Annotated in this window: 17 protein-coding genes and 1 pseudogene; 7 read left to right on the top strand and 11 right to left on the bottom strand. The window is 69.8% G+C overall.

The window, feature by feature from the left end:
* Positions 1-5 precede the first annotated feature (5 nt).
* On the bottom strand, positions 6-437 hold the full coding sequence (locus tag AB0J66_RS19680) for a hypothetical protein (protein ID WP_364662302.1): 432 nt from the start codon (positions 435-437) through the stop codon (positions 6-8).
* A gap of 275 nt (positions 438-712) precedes the next feature.
* Positions 713-1117 (bottom strand): hypothetical protein, encoded by a 405-nt coding sequence (locus AB0J66_RS19675; protein WP_364662299.1) that lies wholly within the window; start codon positions 1115-1117, stop codon positions 713-715.
* Positions 1118-1837: 720 nt separating this feature from the next.
* Between AB0J66_RS19675 and AB0J66_RS19670 the strand changes: the two genes are divergently transcribed.
* The gene (locus AB0J66_RS19670; RefSeq protein ID WP_364662298.1) at positions 1838-2206 is read left to right on the top strand and encodes a hypothetical protein; all 369 of its coding nucleotides are present in this window, start codon (positions 1838-1840) and stop codon (positions 2204-2206) included.
* Between the two features lie 59 nt (positions 2207-2265).
* On the opposite strand, the gene AB0J66_RS19665 is transcribed toward AB0J66_RS19670, so the two are convergent.
* The 7 genes from AB0J66_RS19665 to AB0J66_RS19635 all read right to left on the bottom strand — a co-directional run bounded on the left by AB0J66_RS19665 (position 2266) and on the right by AB0J66_RS19635 (position 10958).
* Entirely contained in the window at positions 2266-2586 is a 321-nt protein-coding gene (locus AB0J66_RS19665; protein ID WP_364662295.1) for a hypothetical protein, read from the bottom strand.
* A gap of 95 nt (positions 2587-2681) precedes the next feature.
* The gene (locus AB0J66_RS19660) at positions 2682-2978 is read right to left on the bottom strand and encodes a hypothetical protein (protein WP_364662292.1); all 297 of its coding nucleotides are present in this window, start codon (positions 2976-2978) and stop codon (positions 2682-2684) included.
* A gap of 459 nt (positions 2979-3437) precedes the next feature.
* Positions 3438-5678: a protease pro-enzyme activation domain-containing protein gene (locus AB0J66_RS19655; protein WP_364662289.1), complete on the bottom strand. Its 2241-nt coding sequence runs from the start codon at positions 5676-5678 to the stop codon at positions 3438-3440.
* Positions 5679-5823: 145 nt separating this feature from the next.
* Positions 5824-6033, bottom strand: a complete 210-nt coding sequence (locus tag AB0J66_RS19650) for a hypothetical protein (protein ID WP_364662287.1) — start codon at positions 6031-6033, stop codon at positions 5824-5826.
* A 459-nt stretch (positions 6034-6492) separates the two neighbouring features.
* On the bottom strand, positions 6493-8427 hold the full coding sequence (locus tag AB0J66_RS19645; protein WP_364662284.1) for a S53 family peptidase: 1935 nt from the start codon (positions 8425-8427) through the stop codon (positions 6493-6495).
* Between the two features lie 284 nt (positions 8428-8711).
* Entirely contained in the window at positions 8712-8999 is a 288-nt protein-coding gene (locus AB0J66_RS19640; protein WP_364662281.1) for an IS3 family transposase, read from the bottom strand.
* 84 nt (positions 9000-9083) lie between these two features.
* Complete coding sequence (locus AB0J66_RS19635) at positions 9084-10958, bottom strand: protease pro-enzyme activation domain-containing protein (RefSeq protein ID WP_364662278.1); 1875 nt, start codon at positions 10956-10958, stop codon at positions 9084-9086.
* A gap of 243 nt (positions 10959-11201) precedes the next feature.
* Between AB0J66_RS19635 and AB0J66_RS19630 the strand changes: the two genes are divergently transcribed.
* Positions 11202-12551 (top strand): beta-1,3-glucanase family protein, encoded by a 1350-nt coding sequence (locus tag AB0J66_RS19630; RefSeq protein WP_364662275.1) that lies wholly within the window; start codon positions 11202-11204, stop codon positions 12549-12551.
* 42 nt (positions 12552-12593) lie between these two features.
* Here the strand turns inward: AB0J66_RS19630 and AB0J66_RS19625 are convergent, their stop codons facing one another.
* On the bottom strand, positions 12594-13733 hold the full coding sequence (locus AB0J66_RS19625; RefSeq protein WP_364662272.1) for a hypothetical protein: 1140 nt from the start codon (positions 13731-13733) through the stop codon (positions 12594-12596).
* Positions 13734-14076: 343 nt separating this feature from the next.
* Between AB0J66_RS19625 and AB0J66_RS19620 the strand changes: the two genes are divergently transcribed.
* From AB0J66_RS19620 to AB0J66_RS19600, 5 genes are all read left to right on the top strand, one after another.
* Entirely contained in the window at positions 14077-14775 is a 699-nt protein-coding gene (locus AB0J66_RS19620) for a hypothetical protein (RefSeq protein ID WP_364662269.1), read from the top strand.
* Positions 14776-14874: 99 nt separating this feature from the next.
* Positions 14875-19371, top strand: coding sequence for a hypothetical protein (locus AB0J66_RS19615; protein ID WP_364662266.1), 4497 nt, complete (start codon positions 14875-14877; stop codon positions 19369-19371).
* Positions 19356-21389, top strand: a complete 2034-nt coding sequence (locus tag AB0J66_RS19610; protein ID WP_364662263.1) for a hypothetical protein — start codon at positions 19356-19358, stop codon at positions 21387-21389. Before AB0J66_RS19615 ends, AB0J66_RS19610 begins: the two co-directional genes overlap by 16 nt.
* Before the next feature lie 45 nt (positions 21390-21434).
* Positions 21435-21602 carry a hypothetical protein gene (locus tag AB0J66_RS19605; RefSeq protein ID WP_364662260.1) on the top strand — a complete coding sequence of 56 codons (168 nt, stop codon included), beginning with the start codon at positions 21435-21437 and terminating at the stop codon, positions 21600-21602.
* A gap of 159 nt (positions 21603-21761) precedes the next feature.
* Entirely contained in the window at positions 21762-24668 is a 2907-nt protein-coding gene (locus AB0J66_RS19600; protein ID WP_364662258.1) for a M36 family metallopeptidase, read from the top strand.
* Between the two features lie 92 nt (positions 24669-24760).
* On the opposite strand, the pseudogene AB0J66_RS19595 reads toward AB0J66_RS19600, so the two are convergent.
* Positions 24761-25171, bottom strand: a pseudogene (locus AB0J66_RS19595) (substrate-binding domain-containing protein); the annotation flags it as partial.
* Between the last annotated feature and the right edge of the window lie 459 nt (positions 25172-25630).

Genomic DNA, 25630 nt, shown 5'->3' with positions numbered 1-25630 from the left:
GAAGGTCAGGCGGAGCTCGGCGGCGATGGGGAAAATTGCACGGCCGCGGCGGATCCGGCCGCCGTCGTGGGTGTTGCCACCCGAGAGACGACCGCGTGCTCGATCTCAGCGACCATCTCGGCGAACTCCTCGGCGGTCAGCCACACCGCGGCCTGCCGGTAGACCACACCGTCGCGGTGCGGGTCGACGTCGTCGTGGGTCAGACAGCGGTCGAAGTCGCCCATCAACGACGCCGCGAATGTAGTGAACGCCCGCCGGTGGTCGTCGCGCGTTATCGCCGCCCGGGCCGCGGGATCGACTCTGCCCTGCTCCCGGCTCACCCGATAACTGCGTTCCACGGTGCCGCGGACCCGCTTCTGGTCCACCACCTCCACCACCTCCGCGGCGACCAGCACCGCGACGTGTCGGCACATCGTGGCCGGCGGGACGTCGGGCAAACGCTCACGCAGCTGGCCCGCTGGACCGCGACGGCAACCCCCGCCGGCAACGACTGGAACTCGGTCCGCCGCTCGCGAGTCCGCGGCCGTCCGCGACGGCCTCCCGGGACTTCGCGGACGGCCGGGCGAAGCTGAGTCACTATTCTCGTTCCGGACGTCCGCTCGCCGATGCGGCATACTCACGGCCTACCAAGTGTCTCGAACAGTCTCGGGCCGTCACTTCCTGGAGGGCTCCCGCGGCGAGTGATGCCTGCCTTGGGTGCCCGGTCAGCCGGTCACCAGCCCTCGGCGTTGTTGTTCCAGCACCGGACCCACCAGTAGTTGAACTTGGTGATGAATACCGACGCAGACCAGACGGACGGGGACACCGGCGCGATCAGATGACTGGCGACACACCGAGTGACTCGCACGTGGTAGATCGTCCTGCGTTCCCGCTGCGAGCAGACCTTGATCAGAGTCGACGCTCCCCGGATCGCACATACCCGGGCGATGTACGCGTCGGCGTACGGGTCACTCGCTGCAGCCGGCACCGCAGCGTGTGCCGCCGAGCCGGCGGACAGCAGCAAACCTACGGCGAGTCCGAGAATAGCGATCCAATGCGTCGCCAGGCGCCGGATGGTACCCAGGCGCGTGGGTGTGGCCGTGTCCGACAGCTCGGTGTAAGCAGGAGGGACGGTCATGACAAACCTCGTGTCTCGGTCGCGACGGAACTGCTCAAAACAGCCCACCGGTAGCGGAAGTGCTGGTGCGGGCACCGTAAGGGCGTCGCGTATGGGCGAGCCAGTCCCTGATGGGTGGACGTGATGTCATCGCCGCGTGTATCCAGGCTCGGCCTTCCGGATTCGGGACCCTCGGCGTACGGCGGTTGTCCGGTCGGCTGACGGCTACCGGGTGCTGTCGCGATCGTCTTGCACATGCGCCGGCCCGTTCGCCCTGCCGGCCGGGTCCTTGCCCAGCCCTCGAGCCAGCTCAGCATGCCCCGGCGGTAGACGAAGCGCCCCTGCTCGTCGATCGCGAACCAGTTCAGCACGAAGCACGCCTAGTACTGCAACGGCACTTAAGCTGACCTTCGTCTCCAGTGGGATTGCACCCCGCTGGCCACGGTGCACCGGCCGAGCTCCGTCACTCCGGCCGGTGGATCGAGCGGCGGCGATGGCGCAGGCCGTGCGGACGGTGCGGCGATTCGGCCTGAAGACCACTCCTCGCAGTGAGCAGCGCACGATATGAGGAATAACATAGAGCTCAGGTTGAACATTCGACACCCACATCCGTGTCGGCATATTCGAAGCGTTGTCGACAGTGGATTAACACTGAGTTGTCTTCCCATTAACCGCGGCCGGGCAGCTACCGTGCGACGATCTCTGGGTTACCGAACAATGCCGATTCAGTGAGGAATAACTGTGCACGTAATCAGTAAGTACGCCATTGCCGCAGTCGCCGCGACGGCGGTCGCCTGCACGGTCACGGGCCAACCGGCTTTTGCACAGTCGAGCGCCACCTTCCACGGCACCTCGGTGGCCGCGGACAACAACCCGGGCAGCGGTTCCGCCGGCTGGGTGTGGGTGTACGGATCGGCCGAGTACAAGGCGACCGGCGGCACCATCGAGTACGAGAAGTGGGACGGCAGCAAGGACGAGCTGTCCGTCGGCCGGAAAGGCAGCCAGTCCAGAGATCTCAATCAGAAGGTCAAGGGATTCCGGGCATGCACCAACTGGTACATCGACGGATATGACCTCCGCACCTGCGGCGACTGGTATTACTTCGCCTGAGGTGAGCAGAGACTGCGCAGCCGGCCGAGGGGACCGACGGACCCCTCGGCCGGCCGGGCTCACTTGGCGACGAGGTTGAACTTGGCGCCGGCGCCGATCTTCTTCGCCGTCGCCTTCAGGTCACCGGTGCCGGCGGATCCCGCCGTGACATAGCGGCTGTTCGAGGCCGCTCGCAGGCTGACCGTGCCGTCACTGTTGCGGACCAGCGAGAACCGGGTCGCGGCGGTGACCGAGTCCTGATCGGGGAGGAGGCCGCTCGCGGTCACGTCCACGAACCTCTGGTTGGCGCGGGACCGCAGCGCCACGGTGCCGCCACCCCCGTCGGCGAGGACACACTGCTCCCGGTCCCCCGCGGTGTCAGGGTTGGGTACCAGCGGCACGGCCCCGCCGGCAATCCGACATGTTTGGAGTCGTCCTGGTTGCCGGTCACGGTCCAGTTGCTGACCCCGTTCACCGCATAGCCGTACCCACGTGGTCACCTTCGAGGGTGTTGCCGGTGACCGTACCCCCGCGGTTGATCGTCGGGTTGCAGGCCCTGGGCCGTCCGTCGTAGACCCCCCTCGGCGATGTGCAGCGCGGACCAGCCTCGCGGGTCGAAGGCGTGCACGTTATGGACGGTGACGCCCTCGGTGTCGCCGCCGAGTTCCATCAGGCCGCCGCCGCCCTCGATGCGGCCCAGCTGAGGCCGCTGACCATCGACCTGGATGTTCTGGATCGTGATGCGGCTCTGCCCGCCGCCTTCGATGGCGGTGCTGGTCGTGGCGCCGGCCACCCGCGGCGTCGCACGGGTGTCGCCGGTCGGCGGCCGGCCGGCCGTCTCGATGCGCTGGCCTGCGGCGCTGAACCGGACCGGACCGCTCAGGTCAAAACCGCGCCCGGGCAGAGGGACGCGACGGCGCCGGCACCGCTCAGCGCTTGGTTGATGGTCTTCTCGGTGCCGGACTGGAGACAGCTGTCGGCGGCGTGCGCGAATTCTGCCCGGCGGCGGCGAGACCGGCCGCGGCGACCGCCACGGTGAAGCCGATGGCGAGACCTTAGCGGCGCCGGCCGGAGCAGGCCTGTCGATGCAAGTTCGTAGGCCTTTTCTGTGCCCGCATAATACTTCCTCGGCCATCTTCGGAAGCGAAGGAAACATAAAGTTCCACGCGTTCCAGAAAGTAAATTGAAACGAACAGCGGCGGCTGCCCCCATCCCCAAGATGCGGGCAGCCGCGCGTCGGCGCAAGTGATGGTCAGCGGCGGAAGGAATCGACGAACGATCTCGTCGCCGATCCGAGCCCGGTCGCATTGTCGAAGCCGGGCGTGGCCGTCAGCGACGAGTCCTTCCCGAGCGTGTTGAGGTAGAGCGGAGTCGGAGAACCCGGCTGGGGACCGACCTCGATCGGCGGGTCGGCCGAGTCGACGGGCAGGACGTCGTGCACGGCCGCGGTGCCGGCCCGGGCATAGAGGGCCGGGTTGACGAAGCCGAGGGCATGACCGGCGACCTCTTTCGCGTCCGCTTCCAGGGCGGCCAGCAGCGGAGAGGAGCCGCTGGTGGCGCCTTCGGGGATGACGTCGTAGCCGGGACCACCGTCTTCGAAGACCTGGTCGGCGCCGGTGAAGCCGATCAGCCAGAGCTCGCCACCGTTCACCGACACGTCCGGGATCACCCGCCGGGCCGGGCCGGTGCCGCCGGCGGTGGCCAGTGCCTCAGGGACGGCGGCGCGCTGGTAGGCCGGCTGAGCGAAGGCGGAACTGCGCCCACCTGTCGAGCCACCGGCGAAGAAGCCCGGCAGCGGCTCGCTGTACGCGGCGCCGTCGATTTCGTCCAGGTTGTCACCCCAGGCGGTCTCGCCGAGGATCCGGTTGTCGGCGCCGATCCGCAGGCTGGTGCTGCCGACCGCGGTGGCCCACGGGTCGGAGGCCGGGAAGGTGATCTCCCCGGTCGAGTCGTCGCCGCCGTCGCCGGAGTTGAAGTTGAACCCGATGCCCTCGATCGTGCCCTGTTCGAGGATCATGTCCCAGGCGGCCCGGTCGGCCTCCGAGAAGGCACTTTCCACGAAGCTGTACGAATCGGTGCTGACGTCGGCCAAGTGCTGATCGACCACGGTGGTCTCGGCGTCCAGCAGCGGCGTCTGTGAGTCGTCGTCGTTGTCGCCCGGGCAGGCGGCACCGACGAAGACGACCTTGGCTTCCGGGGCGATGATGTGGACCGTCTCGGTGTCCAACGCCTCCTCCACCGGCATAGGCGACTGGTTGTCACAGCCCGCGCCGGCGGTTGCCGTGTACTGGCCGGGCGCAAAACCGGGCAGGTGCTGGTCGGCGAAGAACCGGTTGGCGTCGGCCTCCATGCTCGGCAGGTGGCCGACGGCGATGATCGCGACGGTCGTGCCCCGACCGGCGTGCGGTTTGACCCCGTACGCAGCCCGCAACTGCTGCGGGGTGTAGCCACACATCACGGTCGGCGCGGTGGTGTGCCCGTAGGCGGTCGGAACGGGCGCGTAATGCTGCCCCCACCACTGCGAGCAGCCGTAGTCCGCGGCTACCGACTTGCTTGCGGCCCGGGGGCCGGTCCGGGCCTTGGTCTGAGCCTTGATCCGGGCCTTGGCCGCGAATTCCGAGCCCCAGAGGCCGGTGACAGCGGCGATGTCACCGGCGAGCTCGGCCGGGACTGAGACGCCACCGACCGGGCTGAGGCTGCTGCCGAATTCCTTGATGGTGGTCGCGAACGCCGAGTCGACCTGGGCGACGGTGCCATCGGCGGCGACGTAGTGCGAGGTCGTACCCGTCACCGTCATGCCCTGGCCGGTGAGCCACGACGTCACCGCGCGGGTCTGCGCCTCGGTCGGTCCGAAGCGTGCCATGAATTCGGCCGGGCTCAGATACCGGCCGTAAGCCGGGCCGGACGGATCGGAGACGGCCAGAGCCGTCGTCCGTTTGGCCGCGGCGTCGCGTCCGGCCAGATAGACGCGCAGGTGGAGGATGTGGGCCGGATCGGCCGTTCCGCTGGGCGTTTGGCCTTTGGTCCAGCCGACGGCGGGGTCGGGCAGTGAGTGGCGGGCGCCGACGGCGTGGGCCGGTGCGGACAGCAGGCTGCCGAGCAGCATGGCAGCAGCCACCGTCCCGCCGAACCGGAAATGCCGAGAGAGATGCATGACTCGAAGACGTCCGTCCTCTCTGGTTTGTGTCGTCCGGCCAGGTGGTTCCATCTCACAATTTTTCCGGCATGCCGCGACAACCATGCCGGCATGGACGCGTCGCTGCAGGCGGTCACTGATCAACAACACGTTGTACTGATCGTCGTCCTGCCCCTCCCGCACCACCGGGATCGGCCGGTAGCGTTCGAGCAGTCCGCGCACCCAGTGCGCGGTGTCCGGGTCGAGGCGGGCGGCCGGTTCGTCCAGCAGCGGCATCGCGGGCCGGTTGAGCAGGGCCCCGGCCGGCGAGACGCGGGTCTTCTGCCCGGCCGAGAGCGGGGCGAATTGCCGGTCCATGAGATGGCCGATGTTCAGGTCCCCGGCGAGTCATGCGTTCCGTCCGTGGAGATCCGTCGCCCATGTGAACAGGGCGCGGTATGGATCCTCCGATCACCAGGTTCGACGGGTCGTCATGTATCGAGGTCGCGAGTTCTTCACCGGGTCAGAGAACGGCCACCGGGCGGCGCCCCGCCGCCCGGCGACGGCTCACCCTTTCGAGGGCGGTGGGAATTTGACCGTAAAGGACTGGTTCGACATCGATCCTCAGGTCACCGACGGCCGTCAGGGCGAGGACGGCAGCGGTCTCCAGACGTGCCCCGCCGAAAATCTGGAACAACTGGATCTGCTTGCCGACCAGCAGCGATACCGGCACCGGCGCCTCCGTGGGCGGCACGCCCACCTGGACGACCCGGCCTCCCCTGCGCACGGCCCCGTCACGGCCTCAGCCGTCAGTCCGGAGCCGGCGCGATCGGAGCCGGTGAAGTCGAGAACGACGTCCGGCTCGTATTCGGCCAGCCCGATCGTCTCGGACACCAGATCCGTCAGTCCCAGAGCTCCGGCCACGCCCCGCACGCCGGCGTCGATCGGCGACAGGCCGGATGCCCGCACGTCGGCGAAGACCTCACCCGGACCGGCCACCGGGCCTGTTTGGTCGGCCTCGGCCATCGAATGGCCCAGCCCTCTCGAACACCCATGCCCGCATCTCGCACTGCTCTCTTGTCCCGGACCAATGACATCGATCGACGTGCCGGTCAACCGCGAGTTCACGACAAATCCACCACGACGCGCGACCCCGGCAGTGTTACTGCCGGGGTCGCAGAGTGGGGGAAGGTCAGCGACCGAAGAACCTCGGCCCCGGCGTGCCCACGCCGGTCTCCGCGTCGTAACCCTCGGTGCTATGGATCGTGGTCGTCTGCACGTCCACGGTCTCCAGCAGATAGGTGCGGCCTTCGCTCGGGTCGACACTGTTGACGTAGTTCACCCGGACCTGCCGGACCGGCTTCTTCGGCGCCACGATGTCGTCGATCGCCGCGGTGCCGGCCGCCCGGTAATAGGCCGGGTTGGCGAAGCCGATCGGGTGGTGCGCCTTCTGGCTGGCCACCGCCTGCATGCCGGCCAGCAGCGGCGACGCCAGGCTGGTGCCACCGGCGCGGTACTCGTCGTAGTACTTCCCGTCCGGGAAGACCTGCGTCTGGCCGACCAGGAAGCCGGTGTTCGAGTCGGCCGCCATCGAGATGTCGGGGACGGCGCGCATCGGCGTGGCCGTGCCGAAGTACTTCGAGATCGACGCTGGCACGATGCCCCGCTGGTAGTACGGCTGCTCGAACAGCGCGCTCGTACCGCCGCCACCGCCGGAGGAGTAGGCCGCGTCGCCCTCGGGTGTTCCGTCCGCCGTGATCGGCGTGTACGCGGTCTGCCAGCCGTACTCCCAGGCCCGCTTGCCTGCCTTGTCGATGCCGACGCTGGTGCCGCCGACACTGGTGACGTACGGCAGGTCGGTCGGGAATTCGACGGTCTTGAGCTCGGGGTGGGTGCTGCCCTGGGTCTCGTCGCCGGCGTCGCCGCTGGAGAAATCGACGGTGATGCCGGTGAGCGCGGCCTCCAGCGAGAACTGCTGGTAAAAGGCAACACCGCTGTTGGCCTCGTCGGGCTCGGGCGAACCCCACGAGTTGGTGACGATGTCGGCGACGTGGTTGTCGATTGTCTCGGCCCACGCCTCGTCCAGGCTGGCGTCACAGTCGGCAGCACCGACATAGACGATGTTCGCGCCCGGGGCCATCGAGTGCACGGCCTCGATGTCCAGGGTCTCCTCCCCGTACCAGCCGTTTCCGGCGCACTCGTCGATCTTGTCGTAGCCGTCCGGCGCCGGGGTGATCTGCCGGAACTGACCGCGCTGGAACGCGGGCAGGCCGTGCTTGCGGTTGTAGGTGGCGACGTCCGACACGATCGTCGGCGAGGCGAAGGCGTCGGTCACGGCGACGGTCACGCCGCGGCCGTCGATGCCGCGCTTCAGAAGGTCACTTTCGCCGTACGCCGACTGGTACTGCTTCGGCTCGTACCCGCAGACCACGTACGGTTTGCCGTTGGCCGCCGTCTTCTGGCCGTAGTAGGACGAGCACGGCGTGGCCGCACGGAACCCGTCCATGGGGCCCGGCAGCGTGTCGGCCGGCTTCTTCAGGGCCTGCCCCTGGTCGATGCCCAGCACGCCGGAGACGACGCCGATCACCGAGGACGGGGTGTTCTCCGGCAGCGACAGCGCCGTGCTGTTCGCGCGCACGGTCTGGCCGTGATACGTGTAGTTCTTGACCGTCGTGCCGAAGACCTTGTTGATGTGGGCCGTCGTGCCGGACGCCTCGACATACATGCCGCCGAGCGTGTCCCGCAGCGTGAAGCCCTGACCACGCAGCCACGACTGCACCGCGCTGACGTCGGACGCGGACGGCGCGAACGTGCTCTTGAAATCGGCCGAGCTCAGGTATTTGCCATAGCTCGGGCTGGCCGGGTCGCTGACCGCGGCGACCCGTGCCTCGGCCGCGGCGCTGTCGCGCAGCTTGAGCAGCAGGCCGAAGCCGATGGTGTCGGCGGACGCGGGCGCGCCGCCGGTGGCCTTGGCCCGGCTGAGCCAGCGGGGCTGGCTGCCGGCCAGGGCGTGGCGGCCGGGCTTGTCGGCGGCGACGGCCGGTCCGGCGCCGAGCACCGAGGCCGCCGCGGCGCCGAGGGCGGCCACGAACGCCAGCCGCGACCTTGCGGTCGGGGAGTTGATCACGGATTCCTCCATTGAGGACCTTGGTGGAATGGACTTACCTTTTCGGACGTACAGCTTCGGCTCAGGTTCAACGCCCTTGCCCTCACCCACGCCTTCGCTGAGATCGGGTCGGCCGATGAGCTCGGCGGCGCTTCTGTCAAGTTCGGCACTGTCGTGGTGCTCGGTGGCAGCATCGCCGAGATGATGGCGGCTCGCGTTCTCGCCGACCACGCCGAACGGGTCGTCATCATCGAGCGGGACGCTGTCATGAAAGGTGAGTTCCCCCCGTTTCCACGGAGCGGTGGTTACCTGCTTCCGGTCGGGGCAGGGGTGAGGTTATCTGGCTCGGTTTGGGCGTGCCAGGCCGCCTCGTATTCGTTGGGGCTGAGGTATCCGAGTTCGCGTTGGATGCGGCGGGTGTTGTACCAGCCGTCGATGTATTCGAAGATCGCGTTCTCGGCTTCGTCGCGGGTCCGCCAGCTCGTGCGGTAGACCAGTGAGGCCGCGCGACGATACCCGCACAAGCCACTGGAGCGGTCAGATTTTGGATCGGCGTTCCGGCCAGCTGCGGGTAGTCGTGGCTGAGCTCCCACCCGAGCACGGCGCGCTCGAGCTGGCCGACGCTGTGCGCACGCTGCGGGACGTCACCGTTCGGCTACCGGTGATGCGCCGGCCGGTCAGCGGCGGAAGGAACCGGCGAAGAACCTCGTCGTCGAGCCCAGCCCGGTGGCGTTGTCGAAGCCGGGAGCGGCGGTGAGCGACGTGTCCTCGCCCAGCGTGTTCAGGTAGATCGGGGTGGGGGTGCCGCTGGGGCCGACCTCGATCGGCGGGTCGGCCGGGTCCACGGCGAGGACGTCGTGCAGGGCCGCGGTGCCGGCTCGGGCGTAGAGGGCCGGGTTGACGAAGCCGAGGGCGTGACCGGCGCCCTGCTTCGCGTCCGCTTCCAGCGCGGCTATCAGCGGGGACGAGCCGCTGGTGCCGCCCTCGCCGATGACGTCGTAGCCCGCGCTGCCGTTCTCGTCGTACACCTGGTCAGCGCCGGTGAAGCCGATCAGCCAGAGCTCGCCGGCGTTGGCCGAAACGTCCGGGATGACCCGGCGGGCCGGTCCGGCGCCGGCGGCGGTCGCCAGCGCCGGCGGTACGGCCGCGCGCTGGTAGGCCGGCTGGGCGAAGGTGGAACTGCGGCCGCCCGTCGAGCCGCCGGCGGAGAAGCCGGGCAACGGCTGGCTGTACGTGTCGCCGTCGATCTCGTCCAGGTTGTCGCCCCACGCGGATTCGCCGAGGATCCGGTTGCCGGCGCCGATCCGCAGGCTGGTGCCGCCGACCGCGGTGGCCCACGGGTCGGAGGCCGGGAAGGTGATCTCCCCGGTCCCGTCGTCGCCGCCGTCGCCGGAGTCGAAGTCGAACCCGATGCCCTCGAGCGCGCCCTGGACGAACAGCAGTTCCCAGGCGGCCCGGTCGGCGGCCGAGAAGTCGCTCTCCAGGACGCTGATCGAATCGGTGGTCACGTCGGCCAGGTGCCGGTCGACCACGGCGGTCTGCGCGTCCAGCAGCGCCTGCTGCTTGTCGCCCGTACAGGCGGCGGGCACGAAGACCACCTTGGCCGCCGGGGCGAAGATGTGCACCGTCTCGGTGTCCAGCGCTTCCTCCACAGGAAGCGTCGACTGGTTGTCGCAGTCGGCCGGGGTGGCGGTCGCCGTGTACTGGCCGGAGGCGAATCCCGGCACGTGCTGGTCGGCGAAGAAGCGGTTGGCGTCGGCCTCCATGCTCGGCAGATGTCCGGTCATGACGATGGCGACGGTCGCGCCCTTGCCGTCCTGGGAACCGACTCCGTACGCCGCCCGCAGCTGCTGCGGGGTGTACCCACAGATCGTGGTCGGCGCGGTGGTGTGCCCGTACGCGGCCGGGATCTCCGCGACGTGCTCGCCCCACCAATGTGAGCAGGCCACGTCGCCGGCCGCCGCCTTGGTCGTGGTCTTCTTGGTCTTCTTGGCGGAGCTTTTCAGGTCGAAGGTCAAGCCGGCCAGTCCGGTGACGGTGGCGATGTCGCCGGCGAGACCGGCCGGGACCGAGGCGCCGCCGACCGGGCTGTACGCGTCGTTGTAGGCGTCGATAGTGGTCGCGAACACCGCATCGGCCTGGGCGACAGTGGCATCGACGGCGACGTAGTGCGTCGTCGTCCCGGTCACCGTCAAGCCCTGACCGGTCAACCACGACGTGACCGCGGCGGTCTGGTCGACGGTCGGCCCGAATCGCGCCCCGAACTCGGCCGGGCTCAGATACCGCGCGTACGCCGGATCGGCCGGATCGGAGACGGCCAGCGCGGCGGCGCGCTCGGCCGTCGGGGCGCGGCCGGTCAGATAGACCCGCAGGTGCAGGACCAGAGCCGGGTCCGCCGGGCCGTCGGGACTGCGGCCACTGGTCCACCCGAGAGCAGGGTCCGGCAACGAATGGCGAGCAGCACCGGCATAAGCCGGCGCCGACAGCAGGCCACCGAGCAGCGCTGCGGCGGCCACGGCCCCGGCGACCCGGGAAGGCTGAGGAGGTTGCATGTCCTGAAGACGTCCGTCGCAGTGAATTGTTCAGGCCCTTCGAGAGGGCCTTCGGGCAGCCACCACATCACGTACCGCGACAGAACCGCCCGGGTGGCACCCTTGGTTCCGTAACCGGGGACCCCTTGCCACTTAACCAACTTGCCGATAGGACTGACTCGACAGGGCGTCCGTGTCCGCCATCCCCACGCCGTTCCCGGCGGGCGGCGCCGGGCGCCATCATCGACCAGCGGGAGTTTCCCCATGTCCCCTGTCCTCAGGCGCCGGCCGGTCATCCTGACCGCCGTGCTCGCCCTCCTTCTCCTCGCGTACGGCACGGTCACCCTCGGCTCCGCACATGCCGCCGAGGTACCGATCTCGCAGGGCAGGACCGCGACCGCGTCGTCGAGCGAGAACCCGGGCGCCTTCCCGGCGTCGGCCGCGGTCGACGGCGACGCCGGCACGCGCTGGTCGTCGGCGTTCAGCGACCCGCAGTGGCTGCGGGTCGACCTCGGCGCCACGGCCACCATCAAGTCGGTGACGCTGAACTGGGAGGCCGCGTACGCCAAGGCCTTCCAGATCCAGACCTCGGCCGACGGCAACACCTGGACCACGGTCTACAGCACCACGACCGGCGCCGGCGGCGTGCAGAATCTCACCCTCAGTGGGAGTGGCCGTTACATCCGGCTGTACGCGACCATGCGTGCCACGCAGTACGGTTACTCGCTGTTCGAGTTCCAGGTGTTCGGTACCGGCGGCTCATCTCCCACCACACCTCCGACCACGCCCCCGGCGGGCGACTTCTGGGGCAGCACCGCCGACATCCCGGCCGCTCGAAACGTCCTCACCGTGAAGATCCTGAACCGCACCAACGGCAAATACCCGGACAGCCAGGTCTACTGGAACTTCAACGGGCAGACCCACTCGATCGCCGAGCAGCCCTACCTCGACATGCCCGCGAACTCGGCCGGCCGGATGTACTTCTACCTAGGCTCGCCCAACAGCCAGTACTACGACTTCATCGAGTTCACCGTCGGACCCGACCAGTTCAACGGCAACACCACCCGGGTCGACGCGTTCGGGCTCAAGCTCGCCATGCGGCTGCACTCGCACGACGGCAACGACGTGCAGGTCGGCGAGGACCAGGCCACCTTCGCCGAGGACCGGGGGGTGACCTTCCAGAAGTTCCAGAACGAGGTGCCGGCCGAGTTCAAGCACCTGGCCACCGCGACCGCGCCTTACCGGATCCTGGCCCCGGGCAGCGACCCGGCCTTCCGCGCCGGTGGGCAATACCAGAACTACCTCTCGTCGTACGCCTCCACGGTCGGCATCACCGCGGCGACCAGCGACATCTTCGGCTGTGCGGGGACACTCGCCGGTCAGCCGCAGCAGTGCGCCGCCCTCAACCGGCACACCGCTGACCTGCCGCAGTCGCAGTGGGAGACGGTGAGCAACTTCTACCGGGCCGCGCCGGCGAACTACTACGCGAAGTTCTGGCACGACTACGCGATCAACAAGCTGGCCTACGGCTTCCCGTACGACGACGTGGCCGGCCAGTCCACCTTCATCTCACACAACGACCCGCAGTACCTGTTGGTGGCCGTGGGCTGGTAGTACTACAAAGCGGCCGGTCACCCTTGACCGGCCGCTTTGCGGCTATTCCGCTACGCAGACGATCGACACCGCTCCACCGGCGAGATGCGGGTAGCTCACCCCGTAGCCGTTCGGGTTGCCACGGTTGGTCAGCTTGACGCCGATCATGCCGTTGTGCACCGGGAAAGTGCCCAGACCGACCCAACTCGAGTGATGCGCACTCTGATTCACAATCTTCTCACCGGACGGATTGACATAGGTCGTGTTACCCGCCGTCGTACCGTGCACCACAGCGAAATGGGCACTGCGCGCCGCCACATCCCGCGCGCTCGAACTGGTCGGCACATACACCGACAACGTGCACGACTGCGCCGCACTGCCCACCTGAAAACCCCACACAATCGACTGCCCGGCACTGTCCGCATCGGAACCCGACATCGGCATGTCGGTGAACCGGCCGTCGCAGCCCTGACCGGTGTAACTACCACCACCGAGCGTCCACCAGCCCGCGTTGCCATTGCTGTACCAGCCGTTCTCGGCATACGACGCGCCATTGACAGCACACCCGAGACCGGCCACGTTACGGTAGGTCACCGGCTTGGCCACGGCCCGCTGCGTGCTGGCTTTGGTGCTGGTGCTGGTGCTTTTGCCGGCGTTGGTGCTTTTGCTGGCCTTGGTGCTGGCGGTGGTGCGGGTACCGGCACGCGTACTCGTACCGGTACCCACGCTCTTGCCCGAGGACGTCGTCGCGCGGATGTGACCGGTCGAGGTGTCGGCGGCCCGGTTGGTGGCTTGGTGCACCGGGACCTCCACCCTGACCGGCCGTCCCGCCGACTGGCGGGTGTCCTGCTCGCTCGGCTCGGCCACACGTACCGTCTGCAATGGCTTGACGGCCTTGGCGGGGAGAGACGACGGCAACGGGTGCCCTGAACCACCACCGGCACCGCCGTCGGCCTCGCCGGCACGTGACGCCGTGGTGGCCGTCTCCGCCTTGCTCGTGCCGTGCAACAGCACGCTCAGCCCGACGACGCTGCCCGCCGTCAGCACCACGACGAGCGCACCGACGGCCGCCTTGCCCACCGCGGACGTCTGCGAGCCGCGCCTCGCGGTATGGACGAACGCACCGACAAAACCGGTCCGCGCTCCCCGGTGCCGCACCGGCTCATCAGGGAAACCATCCAGACTCGACAACGGCTGCGGCATGGGATTTGGTTGCCCTTCTCTGCTTCGACCGGGTTTCCATCCATCCAAATCAAACATGACCGGGACAGTTCCTGTTCGGGGACGTCTCACCGAAGAGGCGCGGCGCCGAAGTCCGTCTGACCGCCGCTGATCCACTCACACCGTTCGTCATGACAACCACGACGGACCTCGGGGACCGTTTTTCGCCAGCGGCACAGGAAATCTTGTTCACCCGGATGTGGGAATGCCAACACCGTGAGGCAACCGGGGTACGGCAGCCTCGGGCACGATGAATCCAGTCCCGGCTCCTCGCTTCGGCAGTAGAACAGTTGCCTCACTCGGTAGCACCAGTCTGCCGCCGGGAATGGCTCAGCGGCTCCGTGACTGCGCGGAGGCGATCTCCCGGCTGATCGATACCAACGGCCGGCACATCGACATCACCGCGCCGTGGGCGGGAGACCACCACCCACTCGGGATCCGCGCGGCCGAAGGAGAGAGCGCGACGCAGGTGGCGGCGCGGATTCACGCGGATCCCGCGTTTCGGCGCGCCGGCGATCCAGTCGACTCGATCGTCCTGCTGTCCGGAACCGGCATCGGTGCGGACCTGGCTCGGCAACTCGGCGACACGGTCAGGGTCTACGAGCCGTCCACCGCACTTGATGACCTCGCCGCCGGCACCCCTGTCACCGTCACCGGCGGCGGCCATTGGGTCATCCACGGCGAGTTGACGCGGACACAGCACCTCGCCGTCACCCTCGAGCTCGCCCGCGCTCTGCGAGCCGACTTCCGCTATGCCGCGTCCGCGCCCCGCGCCGACGGCGCACCGGTCCGGGTGGATGACCGGGCCGCCACGGTGACTCTTCTCGGCAACGCCTGGAACGACCGGGCCGACGGAATACTCGACCTGGTCGAGGCGTCGCGGATCCTGTCCTACAGCGAGCGCCCCGGCCTGCTGTGGGGTGCCCTGATGGAGCTTCTCCGGGATCGGATCACAACGGTCCACACAGTGGTCGACATGCACCGGGACGGCGACCGGTGGCGGGTGGCCGAGGTGCCGCCCTAGATCCGCCGCGCCTTCACGGCGACCAGCCACCACACGCTGGACGGGGAGCGCGGCCGGCGCCGGGTCGACTTCAGCCCGCCCTCTCGCCTGCTGTCCGGTGTGGCCGCCACCGCACCGCCGGACGACCAGACGCTGAGGCCGATCTGGTACGCGGAGAAGGCGGTGGACAACAGCGCGCACCGCCAGCCGCTACCCCAGGTGACCGCGGGCGGTGACACGGATTTCCAGCGCGCCCTCATCGATCGGCTCCAAGCGCTCGGCGTGCGGCCGGGTGATGCCCGCGACTGGGCCGACCGGATTGTCAACGGCCTCCGCGACAACGCGCTGAGGAGCCAGTTCGGCGCCACCCCCGTGGCCGCCTCGGTCGCGCCCGAACCGGGCACCGTGGTGGCCGCCCCGCTCGGTGGTGCGGTGCACGAGATCCTGCGTGAGGCCCTGACCGGGGAACCGTCCGCGCTGAACGCCGCTTACGACGTCGCGGCGCACTACCTGCAACACGGCTCACGCCGGCCCGTCTCGCGCGGCGACGCGGCCGAGGCGGCCAAGAGCTCGTGGCCGGTGGTGACCCTGATCGAAGTCGTCGCGGTGGCCTACCTCGCGGTGCGAGAAGATTCGCCGGTTGCCGTACGGCAGTCGATGGCCACCCTCAACGCGGCGGCCGGCCCGGCCCTGCAGACGTTCTTGGCCACCCATGGGCAGGTGATCAGGGCTGCGGTGGTGGACGACGACGCGAGCCACGTTCATCTGCTCGACCAGTTGATGAACCCCTCCGCCGACCCGCGTGATCAGCGGTCCGCCGATCCGTCCGGCGCGGACCCGGCCGCCACCACGCACGACGTGAACGGCCCGTGGCATCTGCCGCTGGTCGAGCTCGGGCTGGCCACCGCGCCGTCGCCCGAGGTCCTCGCCGCCGGATGGAACGTCGCGGCTCTGCTCACCGAGCTGCACAACAGCGCGGAGTCCACGGCCGCGGCCGAGTCGCTGGACGACGCGACGCCGGCCGGACGGTTGCGCGGGCTCGTCGAGAGCGCGCTGGCCCGCCACCCCAGGTTGGAGGACCCGGCCCACGAGCTGCTGCGCGGCGCCTACCAACGTGAGGTCGCCCACTGGCTGGCGCCGGCACTGGCCGCCCTGCGTGTCGACGGCGAGGCACCCGTCAGCGCCCAGCGGGTCGGCGAGATCCTGAGCATGGCCCGCGCGGTGCCGGCCGCCCGGACCGACTGGACCGCTCCCTTGATCGCCGAGGCGCTCGGCGGGGAATGGCGCGAAACGCCGGCCCACGGTCTGTGGCTGCTGCCGGCCGGCACGGTCACCCCTCTGTTGGTGCGGCGGGACGACGACCCCGAGCACCTCTTACTGTCCGAACGCACCGCGACGGGTCTGACCATCATCGAGACTGTGGCCGCGACCGGGGTACGGGTCGACCGGGTGACCGTTCCCGCCGAGGCGGCAGCCATGCTCCGCGGCCACCTGCGGGTGGTCGTGGACGCGGCCGATCGGATCGCCGCGGTAACTGCCGGCTCCGCGATCAGCGGCACCGTCACCCGGCCCCCCATCGACAATCCACCTCTCGCCGGCGGATTACGCGCGCCGAACTTCGGGCGGCCCGTCCCCGTCCACCGGCCGGGTGCGATACCCGGGGTTCCCGGGGTGAGCCGGTTCGACGCCGTGCCCGGTACGGCAGTCATCCTGGTGGACGAGAAGGCCGCCACGATCGGCTCGGTGCAGCAATACCTCGCGGGCGCCGGCCCGATCCGTGGCATTCTCGTGCTCGACGGTCCGCCCTCGCCGCGATCCGGCGGTTACGGATACCGGGACATGGCGCATGATGCCGGCCTGCACACGCTCGAGCCGGTCCCGTCCAGGTTCGCCGAGCCGGTCATCGTGCGGCACGACGACGGCAGTCTCGTCTCGAGCACCGGCTGGCGCGTCGAGGATCCGGCCGGGCGCACGACCATCGACCATCGCGGGGCGCTGTCGACCGCCGATCTGGCCGATCTTCATCGCGGCGTCCGGCCGGTCGCTGTGCCGCTGACGCCGGCCGAAACCGCCCTGGTCGCCGAGGTGAACCTGCGCGCCGGCATTCACCGGCCTTACCCGACCGCCAGAATTCTGGACGCCCGCGACACGGCCGTGCTGCCGTTGGACAGTTTCAGCCAGCTCGCGGCCCGCACCGTCGAGACGCTCCGCGGCCGGAACGCACGGCTGCCGGGTGGCGCGCCAACTGTTCCCGACGGCCATCGGCGCCTGGCCGTGCCGCCTGGGCCGGACGGGCTGCTCCATGCGCTGATCGCCGGTGATCCGGTGCTCGTGCACAAGCTGCTCTGGCCGGACGGCCATCCGCCGGCCGATGTGGCCGACCTGGCCGAACATCTGGCCGACGAGGACGCGGTCAACGACGAACTCAAGGAACTGGCCCAGAACGACGCGGCCACCGCCCCGGCCGGTTCGATGCTCGACCGTGCCGCCGGCGCGCTGCGCGAGCGCGCCCTGGCGGGACTCCGGACGCTGCCCGACGAGACGATCCTCGAGCTTGCCGGGGTGGCCGACAACGATTGGAGCCACCTCTTCCACTACCTGAAGATCCGGGTCGCCCAGGTGATCGCCGGCGACCCGACGATCAGTCGCCGGCGGGCATCGGCCCACATCATCGCCGCCGAGACCGGCGTTCTCGAAGACCCGGCCGGGCAGCGCGCCGTCCTCGTCGCGCACCACCGGGAACGGCTCGCCGCCGAGATCCGGGCGCTGCCGGGCGACGATCGGACTCTGTCGGCGCTGGCGGCCGCGCTCGGTGCTCCGATCGAGGTGTACGACGGCACCGCGTGGAAGTCTTTCGGTGACTCTCTGCTCACGCCGTTCCCCCTGCTGGAGGACGCCGGCGGCCGATTCTCCGGCGCGCCCGCGCTGGTGCGGGTCTCGGCTGTGGCGGACGCGGCGACCGAACTCGATCACGAGTACGGCGGCCTGGCCGGCCCCAAACGTATCAAGCCCGGCGAGCGTGACGAGCAGGGCCGCCTGCGGCTCAACCCGCTCTGGTACCGCCTGGAGGACTTTCCGCCCCGCCTGCTCGACGATCGTCCTGGCGCGCACTGGCAGTACCTCGTCGACGAGAACGGCGACATCCTGCTCGGCGCCGAGGAGATCACCACCGTCGTGGCCGAGGACGAGTGGCGGCAACTCGCCGGCGCCATCGCCCGCGTCGATCCGGACATCACCGTCGAGCGGCTCAAGGAGCTGCTCGACCATCAGGGTCACCCGACGGTCGCCGCCGGATTCGACGAGGTCGGCCACACGGTCCGGCGCCCGGCGCGCATCAGCGGCGAGCTCAGCTACGACGAAGCCACCCAGCGGTGGGTCATCAACAACAAATCCGGCCGCTACATGAAACCCAAGGTGCGCAAGGGCATGGGGCCCGAGACGTCGCGGCCGTGGACCGAGCGCGTCGCGGCCCGGCTGCAAGACCATTTCGGCCGGCCCATCGCTGTCAATGTCGTCGGCGCCAAACCCCCCAAGGACAAGGGCATCGAGTACGCGGGCCGCGCGTACTGGAAGAGCGCTGTGCCCGCCGGGCCGGACAGCGTCCTGCGGGCGCTCGTCGCTGCCGACCCGCCGCTGATGGGCAAGCTGCTCGGCCCCGACGCCGAACTGGTCTCCTGGCTGGAGGACGAGGAGCAGGTCCGCAAGGCCATCACCAAGGACGAGACCGGCGACCGCCTGACTCGGGTGTCCGAGCTCATCCGGGCCAGAGTGGTACCAGGGCCGGCACCGGTCGACGAGCGGGAGCTGATCGGCCGGGTCGCCGACGAGCTCGACATGCGGATCCTGGTCCTGGACGACCGGACAGCCGACCTGCTGGAGGTGATCGGCACCGGGCGGACCGCGCCGGTTCTGCTCCTGCGGACGCCCGACGGCCGGTACAGCGGCGCACCCGCCCGCGCCGTGGTGGCCCCCCATCGCGGGGCCACCCCGCTCGACCGGAGGCTGGGCGAGCTCGCGGGACCGAAGCGGGTCAAGGGGGCCGAACGCGACGATCAGGGCGACGTACGGGTCAACCCGCTCTGGTACCCGCTGAGCGAGTTCCCCCAGGTCTTCTTCGACCGGCAGCACGCGCGCTGGCACTACGCGGCCGACGAGAACGGTGACGTCTTCATCGGCACCGAGGAGATCGGCACTGTTCTCACCGAGCAGGAATGGACCGAGTTGGCCACCCACACCGGCCGGCCGGTCGAAGAACTGCGGGCCGGCATGGACGGGCAGGGCCACCCGACCGTCGCGCCGCAGTTCACCGAGGACGGACGCGCCACCCGGCGACCGCTGCGGGTGGCCGGCGAGATCTCGTACAACAGCGCCACCGACCGGTGGGAGGTCAACGACAAGTCCGGCCGCTACATGAGCAAGAAGGTCCGGCCGGACGTGCCGCCCGAGATCATGCGGGACTGGGTCGGAGCCGTGGTCACCGCGCTGCGGGCACGATTCACCGGCATCACCTTCGAGGCGGTTCTGCTCAAGCACTCCGCCTTGGCCGCCGGCGCCGGGGTCGTCACCCCGTTGCCGGTCGACCCGGCGACGCTCGGGCTCGGATGGCTGCCCTGGTGAATCCGTGGCACGGCATCGGCGGCGATTTCGCGACCAACTGCATCCTGGCCGCCATGGGCGCGGACATGACGCTCGAGGACGGTGGAACATATCGCCACCAGGTGCCGCCGAGCGGGCCGATGGCGCTCGGCGACCTGGTCGCCTACGCCAACGACCCGGCCCGCGCGGTGCCGAGGCCGGCTGAGCAGTTCGCCTTCGTGCACACCACGGTCGATGAGGTGCGCCGGGCGCTGGCCGGCGCAGAGCCGTTCGAGCGCGGCTTCGTCGCCGTTCCCGGGTACCCCGGGCACGTAGTGAACGCCGTCCAGCTGCCGGACGGCCCGGCCCTGCTCGACGGGCAGCTCGGTAAGCTCGTCGACCTCGGCGGGGACACCCCGGTCTACTTCCTTCCGCTGACCACCGGCGTCGTCGTCACCGGGCCGGTCGTGGATCGGGAGTTGCTGATCGTCCAGGAGGCGGGTGCCGCCGGTTTCGAGGTCGAGACGGCCATCGCGCTGGCCGACCCGGGGCGGACGCGAGATGAGATGTGGGCCCTGGGCCCGCTGGCTCGAGGGGCCAACACGAAGATCGTGGTCGATCGGACCGGGGGCCGCTGGATCTTCGAGATCGTCAGCGCGCCGGCCCGCGTGTCCCCGCGGGAAACCAGCCGTTCTTCGGTCGAGGAGGTCGTCACGGAGGCCCGGGCGGCACTGAACGCGCTCGCGCGGGGTTCCGGGCGCACTCTGGCCGACGCCCTGAGCGGCACCGACTTCGTCGTGACCGGCGACGGCGCTGACATCCGGATCGGCGAGCTACCCCGAGGGCAGGCCGCCGACGTGGTTCACCCGCAGCTCACGATCGGCCTCCCCCTGTCCGAGGTGTACCGCTACTTCGTCGATCGCGTGAGGGACCTGGACGCGCAGGACATGAGCAGGTTGATCCTGGCCCCCGTGGCGCGGCAGAGCCACGCGGCCGGAATCAGGTTCGCGGCCGGCGCCATCGGCCGATTCGTCGGCCGAGCGGACGATTCACCACTCGACCCACGTGCTCTCGCTGAGGAGAACGATCCGGTCACCGCGTCGCTTCTGGGCTTTCTGACGCTGGCCTACACCCAGGCGGCCACCGTGATGATCGCCGCGCAAGCCGACAAGGTCCTGCCCAAGAACGCCGCGGTCTACGCCAGCCGCACCGCTTTGCACACGATCCGGGCCGCGCTGCCCGCGGATGCCCGCGCCTGGGTCGAGGCGAACTGGTCGGAGCTGGCGTCGCTGATCATCGCGTACCGCGAGACGATCCAGGAGCTGAACGGCGACCCGGTCGAAAGCGGCCGGCTGGCCAGGTTGCGGATGCCCATCGAGGACGGCAGCGGTGGCAGCTACACCGTCCAGGAGTACCTGGAAAGCATTCTGCGGCCGAATGCCGCGAGACTCATCGATCAGCACCAGGCCCTGGACATCCGCACCCACTTCACAGAGATGGATGACGGCGGCGGCGCCTTCCACCACTCCCCCATGGTGGTCCTGGAACGGCGCCTCAACCCGGGCGGGCGGCGCTCCTTCGACGAGGTGGTGGCCGAGTTCCGTACGGTCGTGGAAGACCTCGGTGGCCGGGTGGAACGCGTCCGGGAGCGGGAGAGCCGGATCAGCGCGGCCCGGCGCGGGCCCATGGCGCTCACCTCCGAGGCCACGCCGTCCACCTTGCCGCGTCCCCGTGACGGCCAGTGGGTCTCGCGGGTCGGCAGCTCGTCCCGGACGGCGCCCCCGCAGGTCGCCACCGGCGCCGAGTGGCCGGTCGACGAGCAAGCCGTACGCGCAGCCGGCGAGCCGCCGATCCCGGCGAGCGTCAGCTTGATGACGCAACTGCTCGATCGGCGGGGCGCGACTGTCTCCCGCGAGACGTATCCGATGTGGCTGGTCGAGCGTCGCTTCCCGGCCGGTGTCACGGACAGACCGAACGGCGATCTCGTCGACGCGTCGGCCTGGGTCCGGCAGCACATCGACGAGCCGGGCGAGGCCGGCCTGCACCGGTTGTCCTCCTAGGCGGACCTCCGCGGCCTGCTCGACCGGGCCGGCGACAACGGCTTGGTGCTGACCTTGCCCGAGCAGCGCGTCTACATGAGCGCGGGCGACCGTTTCTGGGAGATCACCGAGGGCTCGGTCAAGCCGTGGGCCGAGCCCTCGGCGCTTCCTGGCACGGCTGCTCCGCCGCGGATGGCCCTGGCCTTCAACAAGTGCGCACAATTCCTGACCTGACCCCGCCGGCAACTCCCGCCGCCGGCGCAACAGATTGAACTATGCCCATCGGTGAACGTCCTCCTGGGCAAGTAAGGGCCACGAATTGTGGGCGGACCGGATTTACCGGCATCAGCCGGAGAAAGCCGCCGCTACGCCCGGTCCATGGAGGGACCACAGATGAGAGCTGGAACCGAACAGCGCCCCGGCCGGCGCTGGTGGGCGGCCGGCGCGGGAGCTGTGCTGATGGTGGGACTCGTTCCCGCCGGCGCGCAGGCCGCCCCTGACCCGACCGCCGTGCGTGCTTCCGTGGCGCCGCAGCCGGCGAACTACGACTCGCGGTCGGCGATCAACGTCGGCGGTACGGCCGCAGCCGGTGGCACCGCCGCGGCCAAGCGGCTCAGCGCCGCGGCGCGAGCAGGCAGCGCGGCCCAGACCCTGCGCAAGTCCCTCGGCGCGCAGGGCTTGGTCGACCTCGACCCGGCCACGGGCACGCCGCGGCGCGTCGCCCGGCTCGACGGCTTCCTGACCGGCGCCAGTCACCGGAAGCCGGAGACGATCGTCCGCGACTACCTGAAAGCGCACCGCGACGTCTTCGGGCTCGATGACGCCGCGGTCGGCACCCTGCGCCTGCGCCAGGACTATGTCGACATCGCCGGCATCCACCACCTGAGCTTTCAGCAGACGGTGGACGGCGTCGCGGTGTTCGGCAACGGCCTCAAGGCTCACGTGACGAAGGACGGACGGCTGATCCAGGTCGACGGATCGCCGATCAGCGCGCTGCCCGCCACCGCCGGGTCCCCCGGCCTGACCGCGGAGAAAGCGCGGGACGCGGCGGTGCGGGACGTCCACGGCGGTGCCGGAGCCACGGTCAGCAAGCGATCCGGCGACCCGGTCAGATCGACCACCTTCACCGACCAGGGCTCGGCCAAGCTGGTGATGTTCCAGACCGGGACCGGCCCCGTGCTCGCCTGGCAGGTCGTCCTGCCCGATCCGGGCTATGTGGTCGTCGTCGCTGCCGATTCCGGGACAGTGCTCTTCCGGCAGACCACCAAGGCCGAGTACGACGGCGGCTCCAGCGGCCTGGCCTGGGAGTACTACCCCGGTTCGCCGAGCGGCGGCACGCAGAAGAAGGTCGACCTGAGCTCGTGGCTGCCGGCGACCGCCCGCACGCTCTCCGGTTCGGTCGGGCACGTCTACGCCGACCTCAACGACGACGACGTGGCCAACGCCGGCGAGGAGATCCCCGCCACGGGCCGCGGTCGTTTCGACTACAAGTTCACCGACTTCACCGCCGTCACCGGTGGGAAGTGCCAACCCCAGTTCCGGTGCTCCTGGGACCCGCGAACTCCTGGGTCGTGGCGGACGAACCTGGGCCAGGACGCGACACAGATCTTCTACTACCTGGGCCGGTGGCACGACCACCTCGCGGCCGCTCCGATCGGTTTCACCAGGGCCGCAGGCAATTTCGACGCGGCGGACGGCGACGGCGTGCAGGCGCAGGCGCTCGACGGCGCGAACGCCGCGGACGGGCTGCCGGACTCGGCGCACGCCGACAACGCCAACATGAGCACGTTGCCGGACGGCATGCCGCCGACCATGCAGATGTACCTGTGGCCGGATCCGAGTGCCGCCAACGACCCGTTCCTGGCCGCCAACTCCGGTGACGAGGCGGACGTCATCTACCACGAGTACACCCACGGCCTGAGCAATCGCCTGGTCGTCGACGCGGACGGCGTCTCCACTCTCGCCTCCCAGCAGGCCAACTCGATGGGAGAGGCCTGGAGCGACTTCTACGCCCTCGACGATCTCGTCGCCCGCAAGCTCGAGCCGGACACGACGGCCGACGGCGAGGTCGCCATGGGGCACTACCTCACCGGCGGTGGGACGATCCGGACCGAGGCGGTCGATTGCCCGGTAGCCAGCACTGCACCCCGCTGCGCGGGCAAGGCCGCCACCGGGCCCGGGGGATACACATACGGTGACTTCGGCAAGATCTCGGCGCGCGGGGCGGAGGTCCACGCCGACGGCGAGATCTGGGCGCAGACGCTCTGGGACCTTCGGCGCGAACTCGGCCGGGACAAGGCCCTGTCCCTGATCACCCGGGGGATGGAGCTGTCCCCGGCCGACCCGTCCTACCTCGACATGCGCGACTCGATCCTGGCCGCCGACCGGGCCGTCTTCGGCGGCCGCAACAGCGCGGCCGTCTGGAAGGTCTTCGCCCGGCGAGGCATGGGGTACTTCGCCGCCACCGTCGACGGCGGTGACACCCAGCCGGCGGAGGACTTCTCCTTGCCGCCCGCGGCGAACTCCCCGAAGGGCACCCTGACCGGCGTCGTCACCGACCAGGACACCGGCGCCCCGGCGGCCGGCGTCACGGTCGCCTTCGGCGGTCACGACTCCGGCTTCGCCGGCGGCTATGCCGCCACGACCGCGGCCGACGGCACCTACACCATCGACGGGATCTTCTACGGCACCTATCCCCTGGTGTCCGCGCTCGGCGGCGGCTACGACGCGCAGACCACGACGGTCACCATCGGTGGCCGGGTGGTCCGCAACTGGGCGGTACGCCGTGACTGGGCCGCCGCCGGCGGCGGGGGCCGCGTCACCGCCTCCAACGGCACCGACGGCAGTTCGTTCGGTTGTGGCTCCAACCAGTTGATCGACCAGTCGCAAACCTCCGGAGACAGCATCGACGTCGTGCTCACCGGCCCGGACGGCGCGATCGAGCCACGCTCGGTCACGATTGCGTTGCCGACCGCGGTCGATGTGTCTGAGCTGTCGATCAACCCGTCGAACGTCTGCGGGGACGACGTCAGCGCCGCTACGGGCGACTACCGGGTGGAGACCTCGGCCGACGGCAGCACCTGGGCCGTGGCCGGCGAGGGTCACTTCACCCCCGCCCAGCTGCGCGCCACACCCGTTCCGCTCAAGGACGGCACCGGCACCGGGGTGCGGTTCGTCCGCTACACCATGCTCGGCACACAGGTGGCCGACAACGGCGGCACCTGCCAGGGCGGCGATTTCAGCGGCTGCTTCTTCGTCGATTCGGCGGAGCTGTCGGTCTACGGCGGCCCCGCGTCCTGACGGTCCGCCGGCCCGTCCCCGACCGGGGACGGGCCGGCGGCCGAGGATCCTCCCGCCTTTGTGGTGTGGACGGGCCTCGACGGCGCGGGCCTTCAGCGTTTTGCGATGCCGGTGGACTGCCGCTTGATCAGATTCGCGGGCAGCAACTTGACCACCTCACCCGGATCGCGGCGTTCCAGCGTGGCATGCAGCATTTCCCACGCTTCACGACCCAGTTCGTCACGCGGACTGGTTGCCGTGGTGACCGTGGGGAAGACGTGCCGGGCGATGGCGATGTCGTCGAAGCCGGTGACGGAGATGTCACGCGGCACCTCGAGGCCGAGTTCGCGCAGCCTGGAGATGACCCCTATCGCGGCGAGGTCATTGAAGCAGACCAGGGCGGTGGGTTCGTGGCTGATCGCGGCCTCGGTGGCGGCATAGCTGGTCTCCAGCGTGCCGTCGGCTTCGACCCGGGTGGCTTCGATCCCGAGGATGCGCTGGCTGGTCCGGACTCCCCGCCACCGAGCACGACGGGCGTGGCCTGCCGGGCGATCTCGCGCAGCCCGGCTCGCATGACCAGGCCGCGGGCGGCTTCGCTGGGCCGGTAGGCCAGCTCCTCGGCGATGCGCCGAACGCGCTCGGACAGCTCGGGGCTGACCGTCGGGACGCCGCTCATCACACGGGAGACGGTGGCCGTCGACACTCCCGCCGTGGTGGCGACCGTGCGGATGGTCGCCCTGCGGGCCGGTCCCAGCGCCGATCAGGCCGCCCGACGCATTTCCAGGGCGTCGCGGGTGTCCTCCAAAGCAACTCGTCGACGCCGCGGCGGCGGGGCCCCCGGCCGCCATCCTGGAAAGCATCGCCAGCGGCTTCACGGCCTACACCGACGACTTCGCCACGGGAGTGCGGGCCTTCCTCGACAAGTCGTCGCCCCGCTTCGAAGCCCGCTGACGTCGTTTCCGTGACCCGGAAGGCGGCCACCA

The organism is Actinoplanes sp. NPDC049598, assembly GCF_040675435.1.
In the GTDB taxonomy this organism is placed as follows: Bacteria; Actinomycetota; Actinomycetes; order Mycobacteriales; family Micromonosporaceae; genus Actinoplanes.
This window is presented reverse-complemented; position numbering and strand designations above follow the sequence as displayed.